Origin of the sequence: Halobacillus shinanisalinarum, assembly GCF_022919835.1 — a bacterium.
Taxonomy (GTDB): Bacteria; Bacillota; Bacilli; order Bacillales; family Halobacillaceae; genus Halobacillus_A; species Halobacillus_A shinanisalinarum.
Genome location: NZ_CP095074.1, coordinates 2,442,158 through 2,462,307, shown reverse-complemented (window position 1 = coordinate 2,462,307; position 20,150 = coordinate 2,442,158). Strand labels below are relative to the sequence as shown.

Annotated in this window: 23 protein-coding genes; 1 reads left to right on the top strand and 22 read right to left on the bottom strand. The window is 41.2% G+C overall.

What is annotated here, in order from left to right:
• Positions 1-12: 12 nt before the first annotated feature.
• From glmU to metG, 12 genes are all read right to left on the bottom strand, one after another.
• Positions 13-1,392: a bifunctional UDP-N-acetylglucosamine diphosphorylase/glucosamine-1-phosphate N-acetyltransferase GlmU gene (gene glmU / locus MUO14_RS12125; protein ID WP_244750978.1), complete on the bottom strand. Its 1,380-nt coding sequence runs from the start codon at positions 1,390-1,392 to the stop codon at positions 13-15.
• Positions 1,393-1,838: 446 nt separating this feature from the next.
• Positions 1,839-2,135 carry a septation regulator SpoVG gene (spoVG, locus tag MUO14_RS12120; protein WP_244750977.1) on the bottom strand — a complete coding sequence of 99 codons (297 nt, stop codon included), beginning with the start codon at positions 2,133-2,135 and terminating at the stop codon, positions 1,839-1,841.
• Between the two features lie 385 nt (positions 2,136-2,520).
• A complete protein-coding gene (gene purR / locus MUO14_RS12115; protein ID WP_244750976.1) occupies positions 2,521-3,342 on the bottom strand; it encodes a pur operon repressor in 822 nt (273 codons plus the stop codon).
• A 152-nt stretch (positions 3,343-3,494) separates the two neighbouring features.
• Positions 3,495-4,361 carry a 4-(cytidine 5'-diphospho)-2-C-methyl-D-erythritol kinase gene (ispE, locus tag MUO14_RS12110; RefSeq protein WP_244750975.1) on the bottom strand — a complete coding sequence of 289 codons (867 nt, stop codon included), beginning with the start codon at positions 4,359-4,361 and terminating at the stop codon, positions 3,495-3,497.
• A 172-nt stretch (positions 4,362-4,533) separates the two neighbouring features.
• Entirely contained in the window at positions 4,534-4,713 is a 180-nt protein-coding gene (locus MUO14_RS12105) for a small, acid-soluble spore protein, alpha/beta type (protein WP_244750974.1), read from the bottom strand.
• A gap of 151 nt (positions 4,714-4,864) precedes the next feature.
• A complete protein-coding gene (gene veg / locus MUO14_RS12100; protein ID WP_079524832.1) occupies positions 4,865-5,125 on the bottom strand; it encodes a biofilm formation stimulator Veg in 261 nt (86 codons plus the stop codon).
• A 191-nt stretch (positions 5,126-5,316) separates the two neighbouring features.
• Positions 5,317-6,207 carry a sporulation peptidase YabG gene (yabG, locus tag MUO14_RS12095; RefSeq protein WP_244750973.1) on the bottom strand — a complete coding sequence of 297 codons (891 nt, stop codon included), beginning with the start codon at positions 6,205-6,207 and terminating at the stop codon, positions 5,317-5,319.
• 56 nt (positions 6,208-6,263) lie between these two features.
• Entirely contained in the window at positions 6,264-7,136 is an 873-nt protein-coding gene (gene rsmA / locus MUO14_RS12090) for a 16S rRNA (adenine(1518)-N(6)/adenine(1519)-N(6))-dimethyltransferase RsmA (protein WP_244750972.1), read from the bottom strand.
• The gene (gene rnmV, locus MUO14_RS12085) at positions 7,126-7,689 is read right to left on the bottom strand and encodes a ribonuclease M5 (RefSeq protein WP_244755573.1); all 564 of its coding nucleotides are present in this window, start codon (positions 7,687-7,689) and stop codon (positions 7,126-7,128) included. The genes rsmA and rnmV overlap by 11 nt, the downstream gene beginning before the upstream one ends.
• A gap of 103 nt (positions 7,690-7,792) precedes the next feature.
• Entirely contained in the window at positions 7,793-9,082 is a 1,290-nt protein-coding gene (locus MUO14_RS12080) for a G5 and 3D domain-containing protein (RefSeq protein WP_244750971.1), read from the bottom strand.
• A 213-nt stretch (positions 9,083-9,295) separates the two neighbouring features.
• A complete protein-coding gene (locus tag MUO14_RS12075; RefSeq protein WP_244750970.1) occupies positions 9,296-10,066 on the bottom strand; it encodes a TatD family hydrolase in 771 nt (256 codons plus the stop codon).
• 94 nt (positions 10,067-10,160) lie between these two features.
• On the bottom strand, positions 10,161-12,119 hold the full coding sequence (gene metG, locus MUO14_RS12070; RefSeq protein WP_244750969.1) for a methionine--tRNA ligase: 1,959 nt from the start codon (positions 12,117-12,119) through the stop codon (positions 10,161-10,163).
• 439 nt (positions 12,120-12,558) lie between these two features.
• Here metG and MUO14_RS12065 point away from each other — a divergent pair, with 439 nt between their 5' ends.
• The gene (locus MUO14_RS12065; protein ID WP_244750968.1) at positions 12,559-12,837 is read left to right on the top strand and encodes a transition state genes transcriptional regulator AbrB; all 279 of its coding nucleotides are present in this window, start codon (positions 12,559-12,561) and stop codon (positions 12,835-12,837) included.
• Between the two features lie 121 nt (positions 12,838-12,958).
• On the opposite strand, the gene rsmI is transcribed toward MUO14_RS12065, so the two are convergent.
• The 10 genes from rsmI to MUO14_RS12015 form a co-directional block, all read right to left on the bottom strand.
• Positions 12,959-13,831, bottom strand: coding sequence for a 16S rRNA (cytidine(1402)-2'-O)-methyltransferase (gene rsmI, locus MUO14_RS12060; protein WP_244750967.1), 873 nt, complete (start codon positions 13,829-13,831; stop codon positions 12,959-12,961).
• Positions 13,806-14,096 carry a GIY-YIG nuclease family protein gene (locus tag MUO14_RS12055; protein WP_244750966.1) on the bottom strand — a complete coding sequence of 97 codons (291 nt, stop codon included), beginning with the start codon at positions 14,094-14,096 and terminating at the stop codon, positions 13,806-13,808. The genes rsmI and MUO14_RS12055 overlap by 26 nt, the downstream gene beginning before the upstream one ends.
• On the bottom strand, positions 14,086-14,829 hold the full coding sequence (locus tag MUO14_RS12050; RefSeq protein WP_244750965.1) for a tRNA1(Val) (adenine(37)-N6)-methyltransferase: 744 nt from the start codon (positions 14,827-14,829) through the stop codon (positions 14,086-14,088). The genes MUO14_RS12055 and MUO14_RS12050 overlap by 11 nt, the downstream gene beginning before the upstream one ends.
• 153 nt (positions 14,830-14,982) lie before the next feature.
• Entirely contained in the window at positions 14,983-15,330 is a 348-nt protein-coding gene (gene yabA / locus MUO14_RS12045; RefSeq protein ID WP_244750964.1) for a DNA replication initiation control protein YabA, read from the bottom strand.
• 17 nt (positions 15,331-15,347) lie between these two features.
• Positions 15,348-16,175 carry a PSP1 domain-containing protein gene (locus MUO14_RS12040; protein WP_244750963.1) on the bottom strand — a complete coding sequence of 276 codons (828 nt, stop codon included), beginning with the start codon at positions 16,173-16,175 and terminating at the stop codon, positions 15,348-15,350.
• 7 nt (positions 16,176-16,182) lie between these two features.
• On the bottom strand, positions 16,183-17,169 hold the full coding sequence (holB, locus tag MUO14_RS12035) for a DNA polymerase III subunit delta' (protein ID WP_244750962.1): 987 nt from the start codon (positions 17,167-17,169) through the stop codon (positions 16,183-16,185).
• Positions 17,170-17,182: 13 nt separating this feature from the next.
• The gene (locus MUO14_RS12030) at positions 17,183-17,623 is read right to left on the bottom strand and encodes a YaaR family protein (RefSeq protein WP_244750961.1); all 441 of its coding nucleotides are present in this window, start codon (positions 17,621-17,623) and stop codon (positions 17,183-17,185) included.
• 18 nt (positions 17,624-17,641) lie between these two features.
• Complete coding sequence (locus MUO14_RS12025; RefSeq protein ID WP_244750960.1) at positions 17,642-17,971, bottom strand: cyclic-di-AMP receptor; 330 nt, start codon at positions 17,969-17,971, stop codon at positions 17,642-17,644.
• Between the two features lie 55 nt (positions 17,972-18,026).
• Positions 18,027-18,653, bottom strand: a complete 627-nt coding sequence (gene tmk / locus MUO14_RS12020) for a dTMP kinase (protein WP_244750959.1) — start codon at positions 18,651-18,653, stop codon at positions 18,027-18,029.
• Positions 18,654-18,665: 12 nt separating this feature from the next.
• On the bottom strand, positions 18,666-20,093 hold the full coding sequence (locus MUO14_RS12015) for an aminotransferase class I/II-fold pyridoxal phosphate-dependent enzyme (protein ID WP_244755427.1): 1,428 nt from the start codon (positions 20,091-20,093) through the stop codon (positions 18,666-18,668).
• Between the last annotated feature and the right edge of the window lie 57 nt (positions 20,094-20,150).

The window sequence follows — 20,150 nt, the reverse complement described above, 5'->3', positions numbered from 1 at the left end:
TAGAACCCTCCGTTAGTCTTTTTTATTAGAATTTAATTTACTTGCATAGCCTTCTTTATTTGTCTGTCGTGATCTGGCAATCGACAATGCCTCAGCAGGGACATCTTCACTTATTGTAGAACCAGCTGCCACATAAGCGCCCTTACCTACAGTGACAGGTGCTACGAGATTCGAATTACAGCCAATAAAGGCGTCGTCCTTAATTGTAGTCATAAATTTATTATGGCCATCATAGTTCACTGTAATTGTACCACAACCAATGTTTACTCCGCTCCCCACCTCAGCGTCACCAATGTAGCTTAAATGAGAGGCTTTACTTCCCTCTCCAAAGACAGCTTTCTTGATTTCTACAAAATTACCGACCTTCACATCATCACCGAGAGATGATTCCGGGCGGATGTGCGCAAATGGACCAATTTTTACACGAGCCCCAATTCGGCTGTTTGTCGCCACACTTTGATTTATTACTGTTTCTGCACCGATGTAGCAATCTTTGATCGTTGAATGAGGACCAATTACTGTATCATCTTCTATAGTCGTCTTGCCTTCGATCATAGAACCCGGATATACAATCACATCTTGGCCGATTTCTACATCAGGACCGATGTACGTGTTATCACAATCAACTAACGTTACGCCGTTGCGCATATGTACTTCATTTATGCGCTGCTTCATAAGCTTTTCAGCCTGAGCTAATGCTACACGATCATTCACACCTAGAGACTCAGAAAAATCTGTTGTTTGATAAGCACTAACTGCTTCATCCTGACCTTGAAGAATCTGAATTACATCAGGCAGGTAATATTCTCCTTGTGAATTATCGTTCGACACGCTCTTTAACGCTTTGAATAAAAATTCATTATCGAAGCAATATGTACCTGTATTAATTTCCTGAACAGCTTGTTCATCTTGTGAGGCATCTTTTTGCTCAACAATACGCTCCACCTGACCATTTCCACCACGAATCACACGACCATAACCATGAGGGTTCTCGGCGTGCGCCGTCAAGATCGTTGCCTTGGCTTGAGTAGCTTCATGATGATCCATCATCTTTTGCAGTGTCTCTTCGGTCAACAATGGTGTATCTCCACAAGCAACCACTGTTGTACCTTTTTTATCTGCAAGTATATGATCGGCCTGAAGTACAGCGTGCCCTGTACCTAATTGCTCTTCTTGCACGACATAATGACTAGTTTCACCAAGTTGATCCTGAACTTTTTCCGCACCAAAACCAACAACTGTAATTAACTCATTTAACTGTAATTTATTTAACTGGTCGACAACATGCTGTACCATAGGTTTTCCACATACAGGGTGCAAAACTTTGTAGAGTTTTGACTTCATACGGGTCCCTTGGCCAGCTGCTAACACTACCGCATATTTATTGGTCATGAAGTAACCTCCATCCTAATTATCCATTATGAATAATATCTTAAAATAAGCATTATTTCAACAAACGACAATTTATTTAGAAAAGCGGAGGCGTCTTGCTCATGCATGAGAGGAAGTTCGGTTAAATTCGGCACGTCCTGTGCCAACACCGAACGACCCCACGCCCTGTGGGGCCTCGACAAACATAAGCAGAGCGGCGTAGTGGGGTGATCTTCCCCCACGGAGGCGAACTGCTTATGTCTCGAGAGTCTAGACGCCGGAGCTAGACAACAGAAAAGCGGAGAGGGGCGATTAGACCTGAAACGCATAAGCAAGGCGGCGTAGTGAAGCATTTTTTCTTCACGAAGCCGAATTGCTTATGTCGCGAAGGTCTGCCCCTCGGAGCTCTAAACAGCAAAAAAGAAGCCCGGCCCCCATCGAAGGCCAGACTTCTATTTCAGTTACTTTCATGATGCTCCTGCCTCTTCATACTCTACTTCCGTATCAACTTCACCAGCCTTGTGGTACTCGCTAAGTACAGCATCTTGAATTTTCCCACGCGTGCCTGAATTGATTGGATGGGCAATATCCCTAAATTCCCCGTCAGGTGTCCGTTTGCTAGGCATGGCCACAAAAAGACCGTTGTTGCCATCAATCACCCGAATGTCATGGACAACAAACTCCTGATCTAAGGTAATAGAAGCAATTGCTCGCATTCTTCCTTCGGTATTTACGCGTCGCAGTCTTACGTCAGTTACTTCCATTATCATTCACCACCTTTTCCCAAAAAGAACTTACTTAAATAATTCCACATTCCGGGAAAAATTCCTGCTTATTTTCAAAAAAATTTAAATAACTTTCACTCTTGTTTATAAAAAAAGAAAGCCATCACTGCAGAAATGAGGCTTCCTTTACATTTATAGAAGATGTTCAAAAGTCAACGAATGACAAACGGCGAATTTCTTCGTTGCTCGGTTTTTCTGGTCCTCACGTATGAAAGGCATACGCTGCGGTCCTCAAAACTTTCGTGTCTCAACCTTCTTGCGACGCACAGGGAACGTGCTCGTGTCGACTTTGTCACAGGATGTGACGATCTTTGTCGATGTTCTCATTCGTCAACTTTTTGAATACACACTTATAGGAATTTAATTATTCTATTCGACTCAATAAATTTCCCTCATGCACTTCTATCTTCGTATCTCGGTCATCAACACTAATAATTTGGACAAGTGATACATAATCATCGACAACGCGATCCTCTTCCTCATCTTCAGCTTCAGCTAGAACACCGATACCAGCTACTTCTGCATTGAATTCTGTAAGCAGGTTTTTCATACCATTGATCGTACCGCCTGCTTTCATAAAATCATCAATAATACAAACTTTTGATCCTTCCGCAAGTGAACGCTTCGTTAATACCATTGTTTGTATTTTTTTCGTAGACCCTGACACATAATTAATACTAACGGTAGATCCCTCTGTAACCTTTGGATCTCTTCGTACAATGACAACGGGAACATTTAGGTAAGCGGCCACAGCATAAGCCAGTGGAATTCCTTTGGTGGCAACCGTCATAACCGCATCAATTTCTTTATCACTGAACACAGAGGCAAACAGACGGCCGATATTACGTACTGTCCCTGGCTCTCCTAAAATGTCACTCATAAATAAATATCCACCTGGGAGGAGTCGAGCTGGATCCTCAAGCCGTTCACAAAGCTGGTTAACAAACTGATGACTGTACTCCTTAGAGAAAGCGGGAATATATTTCACCCCGCCAGCAGCTCCCGAGACGGATTCCAGGTAACCAATACCCTCTTTTTGGAACATTTTATTCAGTATCCCTAAATCTTCGCTTATAGAAGATTTAGCCGCTTCATATTTCTCCGATAAAAAGGGAAGAGAAACTAATTCACGTGGACGATCTAACACATAGTGTGTCATAGCAACTAATCGATCACTTCTTTTCATGAAAAGACACCTCTAAATCCGAATGTTATTATTATAAGATACCAGATTTGTACGGCTTTCATCAAGTGATAATCGTATCATTACAATTTTAATTGGGAATAACGCCCTAATATGTTGCTTTTTTCATGCCATCCAGGGTGCTTTTCCCTTTCTTAAGTGATGTCCCGGCTCCCCAACATTCTGACCATATATACCTCTGTGCAGAACCCCTTTAAGCTATTATAAATCCTCTGTGCTCTAGCCTCCTGACCTACCAGGGCAAATACTGTCGGACCACTCCCGCTCATCAACACAGCGTCCGCTCCTGCCTGACGCATTTGCTCCTTAATTTGGTTAACCTCAGGGTGCAGTTTGGTTGTTACACCTTCAAGGGCATTTCCTACATGGGCACAAATGGCATCAAAATCTCCCTGTTGTAAGGCCTCCATCATCCCCTTTGTATTAGGATGAAAAGCTGTTTTTGGATCTAGCTTTTGATAGATGGTCTGTGTCGATACACCAAGGGTCGGCTTAGCTAGGACGACCCAGCAAGGAGGTGGCGATGGAAGTTCTAGGATTTGCTCCCCACGCCCTCTAGCTAAAGCTGTTCCACCATAAACACAAAAAGATACATCCGAACCAATCTTCGCACCAAGCTCCGCAAGTTCGTTTAGACTGGCATCGATACCCCAAATCTTGTTCACCCCTCTGAGCACTGCAGCTGCATCACTGCTTCCTCCAGCTAAACCAGCAGCAACCGGGATGTTTTTTTCAATAAAAATTCGGACACCTTTGTCGATTTTATAATGATCCTTCATTAACTTCGCTGCTCGATAAGCTAGATTCCGTTCATCATTCGGTACAAAACGGTTTTCTGACTCCACTCGAATGGCTCCACTTCTTAATCTAGACAGCTCAATTCGATCAGCAAGGTCTACAGTTGTCATTACCATCTCAACCTCATGAAATCCATCTTTCCGCTTATGTAAAACGTCCAAAGATAAATTAATTTTGGCCGGCGCCTTCTCCAAAATTTCCATTTCCTACACCCACTTCTCACATATTCTTCTGAAAGCATTGTATCATAAAACCCAGAAAAACGAAGGCGCGGTATTGGCCGCATGCATCAGTCAACACATTCTAACTTGAAAAAAGCGATGAACATAAAAAAGCTCCTCAGCATGGAATCATGCTGAGGAGAGAGTCCAGTTTTTACAACTGATCTTTTTTCATCTGTTCTTCTGCCATTTGAATGGCTCGCTTTACCATATTACCAGCGTCACGGGTAGTAATCCCGCCCCAACCATCGCTTTCCACCTTGTCGTAAAATCCAAGTTCTTTTGCGATTTCCTCTTTCAACGAATCGGACATCATACTTCCTCTGCGTCCCATCGTCTTCAGCTCCTTTCGCCCTCACTTAGCTACGACAAAATTAGTATGCGTTGTGTACATTTTTTCATTCCAGCATATCTATGTAGTACTGGCAACTCTTTCTAGAGTAAAGTTTATTTCATTACACAAAATAAAAGCAGCAACCCTGAGGTTACTGCTCCATAGCCATTGTTGATAAATCATCGAAATTTAATTCAACTGTCTCTGTGAGTACATCTGCATAACTATAAGATACACGTTCGAAAGCATTTTCTTCTTGGTCTAATTCAACAATAAAAACGGCTGGATACGTTTCTGCAAGAACACCTGACCGTTCGATAGTCTTACGACGTCCACCGTTTGCTTTTAATGTTAAACGTTTACCAATCTGCCCTTCAAGGGATTGTTTGATTTCTACTAACGTTTTAGCCACTATACTCCACCTCACTAATAATAATATACCATGATTCACGGATAAAGTCAAATAAAATATTTAATTATACCAGTATGACAAAATCAATGTCAACATAATAACTTGTAAATTTTGTTCTTATTTAGATTATCCAATTTCAGGCAAACTATGTGCCCCTATATGAATAAATGAATAAAAAAGGTGCGAAATCATCATTCAGCACCTTTTTTAGATGGTTCTTCAACTTCTTTCGAGTAAGGAATTCCAATCCGTAAAAGCCCGCGAGTTTCGATCCCGCCCATACCTTTTTCACCACTAATTGTATTTCGAATCACTTCCCAAATGTTGATATGTTCCATAACCGATGTGTAAGCGAGTCGTGCGGCTACATAGACAGGATCAATAGCGTGTATGTTGACCCGTGCTGGAGAACTGGCAAAATTGGAACCTGCCCTTATTAAAGATTCAAAATGAGATTGGCATGCCCCAGCAAATATAACAAGCTGATCGAAGTGAGGATATTTCTGTCTTATATTTCTGACAGATTCCACAAAGTAGCGTGAATTTCGATAGGATTCCAAATCACGGACCGTTCCTTTTGATTTTGAATAGGAATCATGGCCAGTAATCACTACAATCTCTGGCTGTACTTTCTCTACTAGGGCTAATACTTGCTCAGGCATTTCTTTTTCCTGTAAATATTGTCCATGAACCTGCAATCCTAACTGCTCATAAAGTCGAATGCACTTTTTTAAAAATAAAGGATCTCCATCAATGTGGAGAATGCGCGGCGGTATTTGAAAATAGCTAGATTCCTCAGGATCGCCGTAGCCACTCTCAGCCTCTGATTCCCTTTGTTCCCTTAAAAGGCGGTAATCCTGCCGGAACAAACGATAAGAATACGCCTCTTGTTTATCAATATGAGACTTACGCTTATGATATTCTGATCCTGATACTTTTTGTAAATCATTTAGTGGAGCATCCGCCTCTAAACGAATATCTTCCCCCATTAATTTGACAAGTTTTTCGTTCTTCGATTTCACTCGAAACAAAATATCGTGATGATATGAATTCCTTGTCACGAGATCTCCATTAGTTAGCATATATTCCCCACCTTACAACTGGCACTACGTTAGTGTATGTGTGAAGGTGGATGGTGTTACCTCGTAAGAAAGTGATTGGTTAATGTGGCGAATTCCTTCATAGAGAGAGATTCTCCACGCCGTTTGGAATCAATCCCTGCCTGATCAAGACACTCCTGAATTTCATCCTTGTCCATCTTTCCACTAAAATGACGGGCTAAGTTGTTCATCAATGTCTTTCTACGCTGGCCAAATGATGCTTTTACTAAGTCAAAAAAGAACTCTTCATCTTCCACATCGACCGGAGGCTTTGTTCTCATTTGCAGGTGCAGCACGGAAGAGTCTACATTAGGTTGTGGCATGAACACGGTTTTAGGCACATTCATTGCCACCTCTGCTTGTGTGTAATACTGAACAGCAATGGAGAGGGAGCCATAGCTTTTTGTATTTGGGACAGCAGCCATTCGGTCAGCCACCTCCTTCTGGATCATTACCGTTATGCTATCCACCGGTAGTTGATCAAGGAGCAGCTTCATTAAAATAGGGGTTGTAATATAGTAAGGGAGATTAGCGGCAATTTTAATTCTTTGTCCTGGTTCGAAGTTTTCTTCAATCACTTTTTTTACGTCCACTTTTAAAATATCTTGATTAATAACCTCAACATTTTCATAAACAGAAAGAGTTTCATCAAGGATGGGCAGTAAACGTTGGTCAATTTCAAAAGCCACGACCTTATCAGCGTGCTGTGCAAGCTGTTCGGTCAAGGCGCCTATTCCTGGCCCAATTTCAATAGCTCCCGCTTCCTTATCAATTTGCGCGTGCTTAATAATATTCTTCAGTATATTTACATCAATAATGAAATTCTGACCTAAACTTTTTTTAAAAGAAAAGCCATAGGTGGAGAGTATTTCTTTCGTACGTGTGGGTGTTGCTACAGCTTTACTGTTCATTCTTTTCCTCCTGCATGATCTGATTCATAGCTAAACCAAGCTGATTCTTTGTAATATGAAACATATTTAACCGGCGTAGAAGCTGTTTGCCGTTCGTTTTGCCAATATGGAGCCTGTCACCAAGCTTTTCACGGCGCTTGCTCGCACTAGGTCCACCAATTAATCCAAAGCCGATCAAGTCGTCCTTTGCAATTTCACTTAAGGCAGGGTCACTAAGCTCATAAACCAATGATAACGCTTGCCTTATATGGTCAATGGAGGCGTGTTCGATGCCGATTCCTCTGTCCTTGTTGGCCCGAGCATGTTCTTTGGACAAAAAGGCATGCTTGCATCCTTGAACATGCTGATCTACAATATGTCTAATTCGCTCCCCAGGATAATCCGGATCCGTGAAAATGATCACACCGCGCTTTTCGTTAGCATGTCTGATTTGGGCAATTACAAGATCATCTATAGCTGAACCATTCGTTTCGATGGTATCTGCGTTAACAGCTTGCCGCACCTTTGCTGTATCGTCCTTTCCTTCCACAACAATAATCTCTTTTATCTTCACAGCTATCTTCCTCCATTGATACATTTGCATATAATCTTTCATAGCATACCACGTGTCATGTACAGAAAAAAGCAGAGGAGCCCTTTCCTCTGCTTTTCATCTCTTATTCTAAAATTTTAACCTGTACTGTACGGTGGCCAAAACTATTGGCTTCCCCTTTGGAAGGGATAAAGAGATCAATCTTATTTCCTTGAATAGCACCACCGGTATCTCCAGCAATGGCGTGGCCATATCCTTCTACCCAAACACGACTTCCTAATGGAATAACGCTTGGATCAACAGCTATAACCTTCTTTTCCGGGTTCTCCTTCAAATTAATTCCGGTGGCTGTGATTCCAGAACAACCAGGGCAGTTCGCTGAATAAGCCGTCGCTTTCATGTGGAGAGTCTTTGCCCCATTATCATCGCTTCTTGAGGGTGCCGAAGGGGCATCTGAAGAAGTGTTTGTTGCAGCTACCGTTCTCACCATTGTCTCCTGGTCTACCTTTTTAGCAGGGGCTGGAGCTAGTTTCGGTTTTACTTTGGAAGCTGTTTCAACCTTTTCTGTCTTTGTTCCTAAGGCAACCACATGATCCTTACTCTCTTTTTCAACGGTTTCTCTAATCAATTTACGATCAGACTCTTCACCATTTGTGATCGTTACCTTGTATTCCTTCGTAACCATTCCGACCTCTCCATCGGATACGACACGCTCTTGTCCTTTAGGAAGTGAATCATCCTTTTGTGTAATCACAGTGTATTCTAGTTCTTCTTGAACAATATCCGTCACCTTCTCAATACGTGTAATAGATACCGGGATATCTCCATGAAGTTTATCGCCTTTTGAAACGTTTAGCTTGTCTAGTTCATCTAAAGTTACGTTCTGTTTTTCCAAAAATTCTCCTACTGTAGAAGCAGTCGTCCAGACATTTTGTTCCTCTACACCGTCGTTAAGCTTCACTTGAATCGCTTTAGCTACTTCTAGACTCATTCCATCTTCAATTGGTGAACCTGAATCGTGTGACATGTAATCCCGCTCTTTAAGTTCCAAGTCCTGATCCTTTATAAACTCACCGACGGTTGCTGCAGTCGTGTGATAGCGGTTCTCTTTATTTCCAACAGTTAGATTAATAGATTTAGATGCTGTATATTCTATATCCATTCCATATGTAATAGGTTGTGACAATTCGTGTGATAGCTGATCATATGATTCGACTGTAACATTCATTTCTGATAATAATTCCTCGACTGTATTAGCATGAGTGCGAATTAATTGATGTTCTCCATCTTGAGTCACTTGGACTGAAGCCTTTGTTGCTTCAAACATTACGAATCCTAAAAAGGTGATACACAAGGTTGAAATTACAAATGTCCAAACCAGGGCTGAGCTCAGTACTGATTTAACGTCTTTCATTCTCCCCTTCTCCCTTCTTTAAGTGCGTAAATTATTAATAGGCCAAAAGTTATGTAAAACAAGAATGATGTAGATCAAAAAAAGAAGTCAGCTAGAGGATAGCTGACTCTTAACATTATGCACTTGTACCTAGGAAATTAACATAACAATCATGTTACAATTCCCATACAATTTCACCGTTCATTTGTAATATTAAACCGAAAGTCCTCCATTTTATGACTGAATTCGGAAAAACTTGAGAGCATTTTCAGTCGTCCGTTGACTTACTTCTTCATAAGTCAGACCCTTCAACTCTGCAATTTGCTCAGCTACAAGCTTGACATAAGCAGGTTCATTACGCTTACCCCTGTTTGGGTGTGGAGCAAGGAAAGGACAGTCAGTTTCGACAAGTAAATGGTTAAGGTCGATCGCCTTTGCGACTTCTTTTGGCAACTTGGCATTTTTAAATGTAACTGGTCCGCCTAAGGAAATCATAAAGTTCATATCGATACATGTTTTAGCTGTTTCAACAGGGCCGCTATAGCAATGCATAATTCCGCCAACCTCTGCTGCATTCTCTTCTTGTAAAATCTCCACAATATCATCCGTTGCCTCACGGTTATGAATAATAATTGGCATTTCCACTTTTTTCGCCAGACGAATTTGCTTACGAAATACTTCTTTTTGTACTTCTGCTGGAGACTTATCCCAATGGTAATCAAGCCCCATCTCCCCAATCGCTACAACCTTAGGGTGGGCAGCCAGTTCTTCAATCCAGACCAGATCTTCATCGGTCATATCGATCGCATCAACAGGATGCCAGCCAACAGCCGCATATATATGCTCATGATTCTCAGCAATCTCGATGGCAGTTGGAATCGTCTTTCGATCAAAGCCGACTACTGTCATGTAAGTAACACCTGCTTCCCGAGCCCTGTCGATCGTCTCCTTGAGGTCCTCTGTGAATTGATCTGCGTTCAAATGCACATGTGTATCAAATAACATAGCTACCGTCTCCTTTATTGTGTGAACATAAAAAGGGAAAGCGTTATCTACCTGCTTCCCCTTCTCTTATATACTAAAATGTAATGCTTACTTGCTACTTGACTTTCGTACCATTCTCAATGGTTTGATCGATTGAAGCCAAAGCAAGCTTTCCTCGTTCATCTTCCCCAGCTAGAATCATTCCTTGTGAAAGCTCGCCGCGGAGCTTAACTGGTTTAAGGTTAGTAATGCAAATAACCTTTCTACCTACCAGCTCTTCAGCTTGATAGTGCTCAGCAATTCCCGATACCACTTGACGTTTTTCATAGCCGAGGTCTAGCTGCAATTTAAGCAGTTTATCTGCTTTTTTCATTTTTTCGACTTTAATGACTTCTGCTGCCCGAAAGTCAAGTTTCATAAAGTCATCGATTGTAACTTCCTCAGTTTGATCTTGTTTTTCTTCCTTCTTCTCAACCTTTTCCGGTGTTGGCTTTTTCATCATGTCTTTTATGACCTGAATTTCTTCCTCTGCATCAAGACGAGGGAAAATGGGATCATCTTTCTGTACTTTGGTGCCTTCAGGGAGCCCTTTAAATTCGTCAAGACTTTGCCACTGCTTCCAATCATCCTTCGTAATTCCCAGCTGCTTAAAGATTTTTTCAGGAGTATGTGTCAAGAACGGCTGAAGCATTACACCAATGTGACGTAAGGACTCAGCTAGATGTGCCATTACATTTCCTAACCGAGGTTTTTTATCGTCGTCCTTAGCAAGAACCCACGGTTGTGTTTCGTCGATATACTTGTTCGTGCGGCTGACAAGCTTCCATAAGTCTGCAAGTGCAACAGAGAACTCCATATTTTCCAATGATTGTTCTACAGATACTCTTGTTTCTTGGGCCAATTTTTCAAGATTCTTATCAAAATCATCTTCTGACAAAGTAAGTTCAGGAATCTCACCATCAAAATATTTGCTGATCATAGCAACAGTACGATTAAGCAGATTTCCTAAATCATTAGCCAGATCATAATTCGTCCGTTCAACAAATGCCTCCGGTGTAAAGACACCATCTGAACCAAATGGTACTTCACGTAGTAAGTAATAACGAAGTGCATCCAGACCATAACGATTGCTCAGTTGAACTGGGTCGACAACATTGCCTTTTGACTTCGACATTTTTCCATCTTTCATAAGGATCCAGCCATGAGCAAATACCTTTTTCGGCAGTGGTAAATCTAGCGCCATCAGCATAATCGGCCAATATATGGTATGGAAACGCACGATTTCTTTTCCAACTAAATGGACGTCGGCCGGCCAAAACTTCTTATACCGTTCATCGTTATCACTATCGAACCCGAGTGCTGAAATGTAGTTACTTAGCGCGTCAATCCACACATAGATCACATGTTCCGCATTGCCAGGTACTTGTACGCCCCAATCAAATGTCGTTCTTGAGACAGCCAAGTCTTCAAGACCCGGTTTAATAAAATTATTTATCATTTCATTTTTACGACTCTCCGGCTGGATGAAGGTCGGGTTATTTTCGTAGAACTCGAGCAGTTGATCCACGTAATTGCTCATTTTAAAGAAGTACGATTCTTCTTTAACCTTTTCAACTGGACCACCGCAATCCGGACAGTGGCCTTCGTCTAATTGCCGTTCTGTGAAAAATGATTCACACGATGTACAATACCAGCCTTCATACTCATCAAGGTAAATATCACCTTTTTTCATTAAATAGTCAAAGATTTTTGCCACAACGACTTTGTGACGATCCTGAGTTGTACGAATAAAATCATCGTAGGAAATATCCAGCTTGTCCCAAAGCTGTTTAATTCCGCTTACGATTTCGTCCACATAGGCTTGGGGACTGACCCCTTTTTCCTCTGCTTTGCGCTGAATTTTCTGACCGTGTTCATCTGTGCCCGTCAAATACATTACATCATACCCTTGGAGACGCTTATACCTTGCCATTGCATCTCCTGCTACTGTTGTATAGGCATGGCCTATGTGCAAGTTTCCACTTGGATAATAAATTGGTGTACTAATGTAAAATGTCTTCTTATCTTCAGACATCCTATTCCCTCCTCTATGTTCAACAGCCTTATCTGGGGCGTTTCGATATTCATAATGTGTATTGTATCATTTTTTTCTTATATTTTCTGTATTTCCATTCCTGGCCTTCAAATATACCGAATCATTGACGAAAATGTCAAAAAAACACACTGGCACTCCTTTTGTTGTTTCACATCTGTCATTACTTTGGTACACTGTATTTAATCCTCTATTTGGATATTCAATCCAAAATTGGAACAAATATAAGTCCACCCAACCATCGACAGGCCTTACATCATCAAATAATTCCTACTCTTACAGACTAACTTTTTGTCTGAAAAACTAGGAATTAAGGGTAAAATATTCAGAATTGACATGTTTGGGAATCGTTGGTATTATATACTGCGAGACATATGTCGAAATATGACGAATAACTTTTGAGTGAGGGGAGAAAAGAAAAATGAAATCTACTGGTATTGTACGTAAAGTGGACGAGCTAGGTCGTGTCGTAATTCCAATTGAACTTCGCCGCACCCTTGGCATTAATGAAAAAGATGCATTAGAAATCTATGTTGATGATGATCGTATTGTTCTTAAGAAATACAAGCCTAACATGACTTGTCACGTTACAGGGGAAGTTTCTGATGACAACATGAAGCTTGCAAATGGCAATTTAGTGCTTAGCCAAGAGGGCGCACAAATGCTGCTTCAAGAAATCCAAAGCCAATTAAACAAATAAAATAGAGAATAAAAGACTACTGGATTCTTAAAAAACGCAAACAAATAGAGCAAAAGACATATGTTCAAAAAAGCCCTAACTGCTACAGGCCTGGCAGTTAGGGCTTACTTTTATATTTCTACTATTCGACATGGTATGCTTGGTAAACCTCTCTTTTAGAGAGTTTACGGTCCACCGACGTTTGTTTAATTGCGTCTTTACTGTTCAGACCTTTTTCATTTATATAATACTCCACATGCTCAATCATCGATAAATGACTCCACCAGAACGAGTTGACAAACTCTCCTTCCTCCGCCCCTTCAACGATCACACAAAACTCGCCTCGTACCTCTTCCTGATCTGCCCAATTCATTACTTCTTCCAACGTGCCCCGGATATATTCCTCATAACGCTTCGTTAATTCACGAGCCAGTACAGCCTTACGATTCCCAAATTGCTTATGTACGTGTACAAGCATTTCCCTTAACCTGTGGGGAGATTCGTAGAAAATAATTGTCGAATACTGTTTTTGCAGTGTTTCTAATTCTGTGAGGCGTTCTTTCTTCTTCCGGGGCAAGAAGCCGTAGAAATAAAAGCTGTCAGTTGCAAGCCCAGAGCCAACTAAAGCCGGAAGAGCCGCATTGGCTCCTGGCAATACAATAACAGGTAAATTTTCTTCAGTCGCAAGCTTTACTAAATCAGAACCTGGATCTGATATACCCGGCATGCCAGCATCACTTACGACCGCGATCTTATCTGCACGTTTCAGGCGATTGATCAACTCCGGGCCTCTTGTCATTTTATTATGCTCGTGATAGCTGATCAGCTGTGTCGATATGTCAAAATGGTTAAGCAGCTTTTTCGTATTTCTTGTATCTTCTGCAGCAATCACGTCCACGTCATTAAGTGTAGCCACAGCACGATAAGTCATGTCTTGTAAGTTCCCAATCGGTGTGGGCACAATGTAAAGTTGACCAAGCTGCTCATCATTACCAAAGCTCTTTTGAATATTCATCCAGACACCCTCCTTGATGACTTGCAATCCACGCTTCTTTCTCCAACTTAGACAACTGCTTCATTTTATATTCATTGTGCATTGCTTTTGTTTTTGATTCATATACTTGACAGTAGACAAGGGTAAAGGGGCCTCTCCCTCTCGTATATTTCGCCCCTTTTCCAGATGTATGTTTCTGAAGCCGAGCTTCCAAATTATTCGTGTACCCTGTGTAAAGTGTGTCATCCTTACAACGCAACATGTAGACGAAATGATTAGTTGCCATAAAGAATTTCCCTAAACTCCTGGCTGTAGTCTCCGTTCCCATCATGGGTGTAAAGAGGAGGGAGAACTTTTAGGTCAGGATTTCCGTCGCGGTCCGCCTCAATAAGTAATACATTAGCCTCTTTCCCCTTTTTTGGATAAACGAGCTGAATCCGCTTCGGCTCGAGACGATACTTTCGGAAAAGGGAGATGATATCGATCATTCTGCCAGGTCGATGTACCATAGATACTTTCCCACCAGATTTGCACAAACGGCTGCAAGCCCTTACGACATCCTCGAGTGAACAGTAGATTTCATGTCTCGCTATTGCCAAATGTTCATTTACATTCCTTTTATCCGTCTTTGGCGTTGGAAAATAAGGAGGATTGCACGTGACTTGATCATACCTCCCGTTCCCTAACGCTTGAGGCATGTCTTTTAGATCTCCATGAATCATTTCAAGTTGGTCGTCGAGCTGGTTCAACTCAATATTTCGAACAGCCATATCATATAACCGTTCTTGGATTTCTACACCAGTGATCTTCACTTGAGACCTTCGGCTAAGAAACAGAGGAATTACGCCATTTCCAGTACATAAGTCCAGGATTTTGCCTCGAGTAATAGGTACAGAAGTGAACCGTGCCAGTAGGACGGCATCAATTGAAAAAGCGAACACTTCTTTGCTTTGTATGATTCTCATATTTTCTTCTGCTAGTAAAAAGTCAATTCGTTCATCATCTTTTAGCGCAACCATATATGTAACCCTCTCTATAGTGCAAATGCGTTTTTTTGAATGGCAGATTTATTATATTGCCTACCGGATACAAGAATTTGACTCTAATCATCCCCGTGGCCTCACAAAGAGAGCCCTTCCTCGACTTAAGCAAGGAAAGGCTTGGACCTGGAATTATTTCTTCTTGTTCAAAAATGATAAGCAAAACAAGCAATCTTCGTCACGTGGACTGCCAAAATGCAAATTACAAATATGAAAACCTTCTTCATACAATCGGGCAAGATTATCATAACCTTCACCAACAACTGTACTTTTCTCATGTCGCGAATCCTGTGACTCCTGTTCAGATTGCTCATTTTCTTTATCCAAACGTTGCCTTAGGTGATGGTTTTCAAGCGATAAGTGTTGGTTTTCTTCTAGTAAGTAGGCAAGTTGGGCTTTTAAATCACCTAGCTGCTCATAAAGCTCACCAATTTGAGACTCAAAATGTGAAACTTGTTCGAATATAGCTTTTTTGTTCACGCTTGATTTCCACCCCATTATTTTGTGGCTTCGGTTTGGACGACCCCTTCATCAATCAGCTCCTGTAAGGAATACTCAAGTGTACGTTCTTGTTCTTTATATTCAACTTGAACGATACGCTCCAGCATATTCAGGCCTACTACTTTCCCTTTGCCAAAGGAAGTGGCAATACTCCTGCCTATATCAGGAAGTTCTTTCTTAGCAGCTTCGTAATCATCATTTTCATACTTCAGACAACACATGAGCCGGCCGCAAAGACCAGAAATTTTTGCTGGATTTAATGATAAATTTTGATCTTTAGCCATTTTTATGGATACAGGTTCAAAATCACCTAAAAAAGTAGAGCAGCAAAGCATACGTCCACACGGACCAATACCGCCAAGCATTTTAGCCTCATCACGGACACCAATTTGACGCAACTCGATACGCGTCTTAAATACAGAAGCTAAGTCTTTCACTAACGTCCGAAAGTCTACCCGTCCATCTGCCGTAAAATAGAAGATGACCTTCTTACGGTCAAACGTATATTCAACCTCTACTAAATTCATGTCCAATTTATGTTCACGTATCTTCTTCTCACATACACGGTAAGCCTCCGCAGAATTCTCATGGTTCTCATCAACGGTCACTTTATCCTTCTCATCGGCGATTCGAATCACCTTTTTCAAAGGTAAAACAATATCCTCTTCATCGACCGATCTGTTAGCTATGACGATTTTACCAAATTCAATTCCACGGACTGTTTCTACAATAACGTAATCTTCTGTCGTCATTGTTAAATCGCCCGGATCAAAATAATAGATCTTTCCCGCTTGTTTGAATCGGACACCTACAACTTCGATCACTATATAATCACCTCTGCAGTTGAAGTGTAAGCTGTTCCATCACTAATGTAGGATGGACATTCTGATTTATCTTTCGTTTAGCCTCAAGAATTAACGACAAGGAATGTACAGCGGATTGACGTGACCATCTTAATGCAGCTTGGTCCCTTTTTTCTCCTTCTTGCTTAAAGATAATGGCGTCTTCCCGGTCCAAATCATGATTAATTAAATCATGGAACCATAGCATAAGCACGTCTAAACCCATCTGAAGCTGTTGACGCTCCTTAAAATGAGACATCCACTGATGATTGATAAATAAAAGCCCTTCATTTGGTTTATTTAGAAGCACTTCAATTAATTGTATCACTAATTTTCGCACATTAGCAAACCACTCATCATCATTTAGTTCCTGTGCAGTAGTTAAGTCATTCGTGAGGGTAGAAAGTAGTTTGGCGTTAGACTGAGAAATTCCTTGCTGTTCTAATTTTTCTGCCAGCTTCTGTGGGTTGAGCGGTTGAAAAGCAAGAAGTTGACAACGAGACCTGATTGTATCAAGCATCGCTTGACCATTTTCTGTGAGCAATATCGCTGTGGTTTGCTGACTTGGTTCTTCCAAAAATTTTAGCAAGCGGTTCGATGCATTGACTGTCATTTTTTCAGCGTCTACAATAATGTACACTTTACGATTTGATTCCACACCAGTATAGGTAAACTCCTTTTGCAAATTAAGAATTTGTTCCTTTTTAATGGATAGACCCTCTGGTTCAACCCAATGTAAATCAGGGTGATTACCAGAGTCAATTCTTAAGCAATCCCTGCACACCAGGCAAGGTTCAGCGCCATTACGTTGTTTACAAAAAATACTCTTCGCAAATAATGCACTCATCTCACGCATTCCTGTGCCTTTATTTCCTTGAAACAAGTAAGCATGAGAAATCCGGTCTTTATTAAAACTATTCATAAGCATTTGGCTGATTAATGGTTGAACCTCTTTCATATCTCCCCATGATTGCATAACGATTCCGTCCTTAAGTGTACAAATTGATCAATAATCCTTTAATTTCACCGATGACCCCTAATAAATCGATCGACTTTTTCTCCTGATCCATCACGGCTTCCGTAAGCTCATTAAGCTTCTGATCCACGGATTCAACGATCGTCAGTTTCCGGCTCTGCCCTTGCATGTCAAAGCTATGACTGTGCTTTATATTCATCCCATATTGAACAGACTCCTCGACGAAGTCTTTAATTAAACGCTTATACTTTGCTAAGTCACGGAATGATCGAAACCTCGCTACCCGATCTCCTTGTGCGGCAATACTTTTCATCAATTGATTTAGTTGGTTTTCCTGAAGCTGCTGCGATTGAGCTTGTACGATGTTACCGAAGTTATTCTTCCCCCGCATTTGCTGAGGAGGCTGCTTTTTTGCAGCCTCCAGCTGTGTCCGTATCTCCTGGCTTATCTTCATTCCGGCAACACCTTTCCGTTAAAAATGAAAGAAAGAATCTACTGGAAGAATAAATACAGTAGCACCGCCAACCTCTACTTTAACAGGTTTAGGGATGTAGGAATCTGCGTTTCCTCCCATTGGTGAAATGGGGGCAACCATCTGATCACGCTGGCTACAGTTTTTCTTAATAATATTTAACGCATCATCCACTTCATCATCATCACAGCCAATCATAAACGTCGTATTTCCTTCTCTTAAAAAGCCACCAGTTGTCGACAGTTTCGTTGTTTTTAATTGATTTTCCGCTAATGCATCAGTTAAACGATTACTGTCTTTATCTTGAACGACCGCAATAATCATTTTCATATAAATGCATCCTCCTATTTGTTTTTTTACTATTATAGCAAATTAGTCTCCACTTTTATGACAAAAATGACTCAAGTGCTTGAAGGGACTCGTTTCTCACCCGGTCATAATTCTGATCAGCGTTTATGACCTTTATTCTTTGAGGATTTTGTTTCAGCAATTTCTGATAAGCCCTGTAGACTTTTTTATGGAAATCTAATGTTTCAAGGTCAAGCCTATTCTTTTCCCGGTCATGATTTTGTGCAATTCGTTCCAAGCCATCCTCAGGCTTGATATCAAAAAATAATGTAACATCCGGCATACATCCATCAATGGCAAATTCATTGATCTTATACACTTCTTCTATTCCTAGACCCCTTGCCGCACCCTGATAGGCAAGGCTTGAATCGACGAAACGGTCACACAGCACAATCGATCCATTCTCAATAGCGGGAAGTACTTTTTCCATTAGATGCTGACGCCGTGCAGCTGCATACAATAAAGCCTCAGTTCTAGCATCCATCATCGTATGACTTTTATCTAATATAATATGGCGAATGCTCTCAGCTATTTTAATTCCGCCAGGCTCCCTTGTTTCAAGCACAGGATAACCTCTAGCCCTCAGTTCACTCCCAATCATTTTAAGCATCGTTGATTTTCCGGCGCCCTCGCCACCTTCAAATGTAACAAAAAGTCCCTTCACCGCAATTCTCCTTTAAAATACCCTAATTCCACTTTCCACATTCGTATTATGAAAGCGCGCCCCTTGCTCATATAATGCCTTCACATGGGCCTCCTGTTCCTTAGATATACGTTCACCTTTTAAAATCAAAGGTATCCCGGGAGGATAAGGCACAATTGACTCGGCACAAACTCGTCCTATGGCACCTTTCCAATCTACGAATTCGGAAGACTTTAGCTGCATATCTATATAGTTCATGTCCAAACTTTGTAGCCTTGGAAACGATAATTGAGCTACATTTATTGTAGCATTTATCGACCATTTTTTTAATTGGCAATTTACCTCTGCTAAGCGTGTACGCAACGTTTCTAGATTAATAGTAGGCGCCAGACCTACAGTCAATAAAATTTGTCTTTCTGTCGCAAGTTCTGGATAAATATCCTGACGCTCAAGTACATCAGCCACCTGATACCCTGACAAATCCTCGTTTATTTTTAATGTGAGCTTAAGGGGATCATCCCATTCACCTTGAGGAATAAGCTGCCAATAATCAGAGGCATGTTCCCAGATTTCACGTAGTTTATCAATATACGTAATCAGCTCACCTTTATCAGCCTGATCATAAGCAGCTAAATACCTCCGGGCTAAATCTAGACTAGCCATCAGCGGGTAGGATGGGCTGCTAGATTGAAAAACTTGCAAGTAATATTCTAGTTGTGTTTGATTAACTCTATCACCTTGTACATGCAAATAAGAAGCCATCGTCATTGCAGGGGCCATTTTGTGTGCAGACTGAATAACTACATCGCAGCTCAACTCTAGTGATGAACGTGGAAAAGGATGGCCTAATTTAAAATGAACGCCATGAGCTTCATCCACGATAACCGGAATATCATAGCTATGTATTGCCTCACACACATTTCCCATATCAAAAACACGGCCAAAGTAATCTGGGTAAGTTAGAAAAACCGCTTTTATATCAGGGTACATATCTAAAGCCTCCTCTATATGCTCCACAGTTACTTGACTGTAACGGCCGCTCTCCCCTTCGAAATCTGGCATCAAAAACACGGGCTTAGCACAAGCAATCTCTAACCCATGAAGGATCGACTTATGACAGTTACGCTGAACGAGTACAGTATCTCCAGGCCGACATACCGCCATTACTGCAGCTAAATTTCCTGACGTTGTTCCGCCTACTAGGAAATAAGATTGGCGGCTTTCGAAAAATTTACTGACTAAATTTTGGGCTTTTTGTATAACACCATCAGCAGCGTGTAAATCATCAATACCGGTAATTTCAGTGGCATCCATTTCTAAAATTGATTGAAACTGTTTCTGTCCCTTTTCAGAAAATACCTCACCAAATTTATGGCCTGGCACATGAAAAGAAATAGAATCCCTGTCTTTTAATTCGATCAATGCGTCATAAAGCGGTGTTAATTTTTGTTCTGCATCCATAATAACCCTCACCTCTAATAATATCTATCTTTCATCCTACCAAGAAATGAAAGAAAA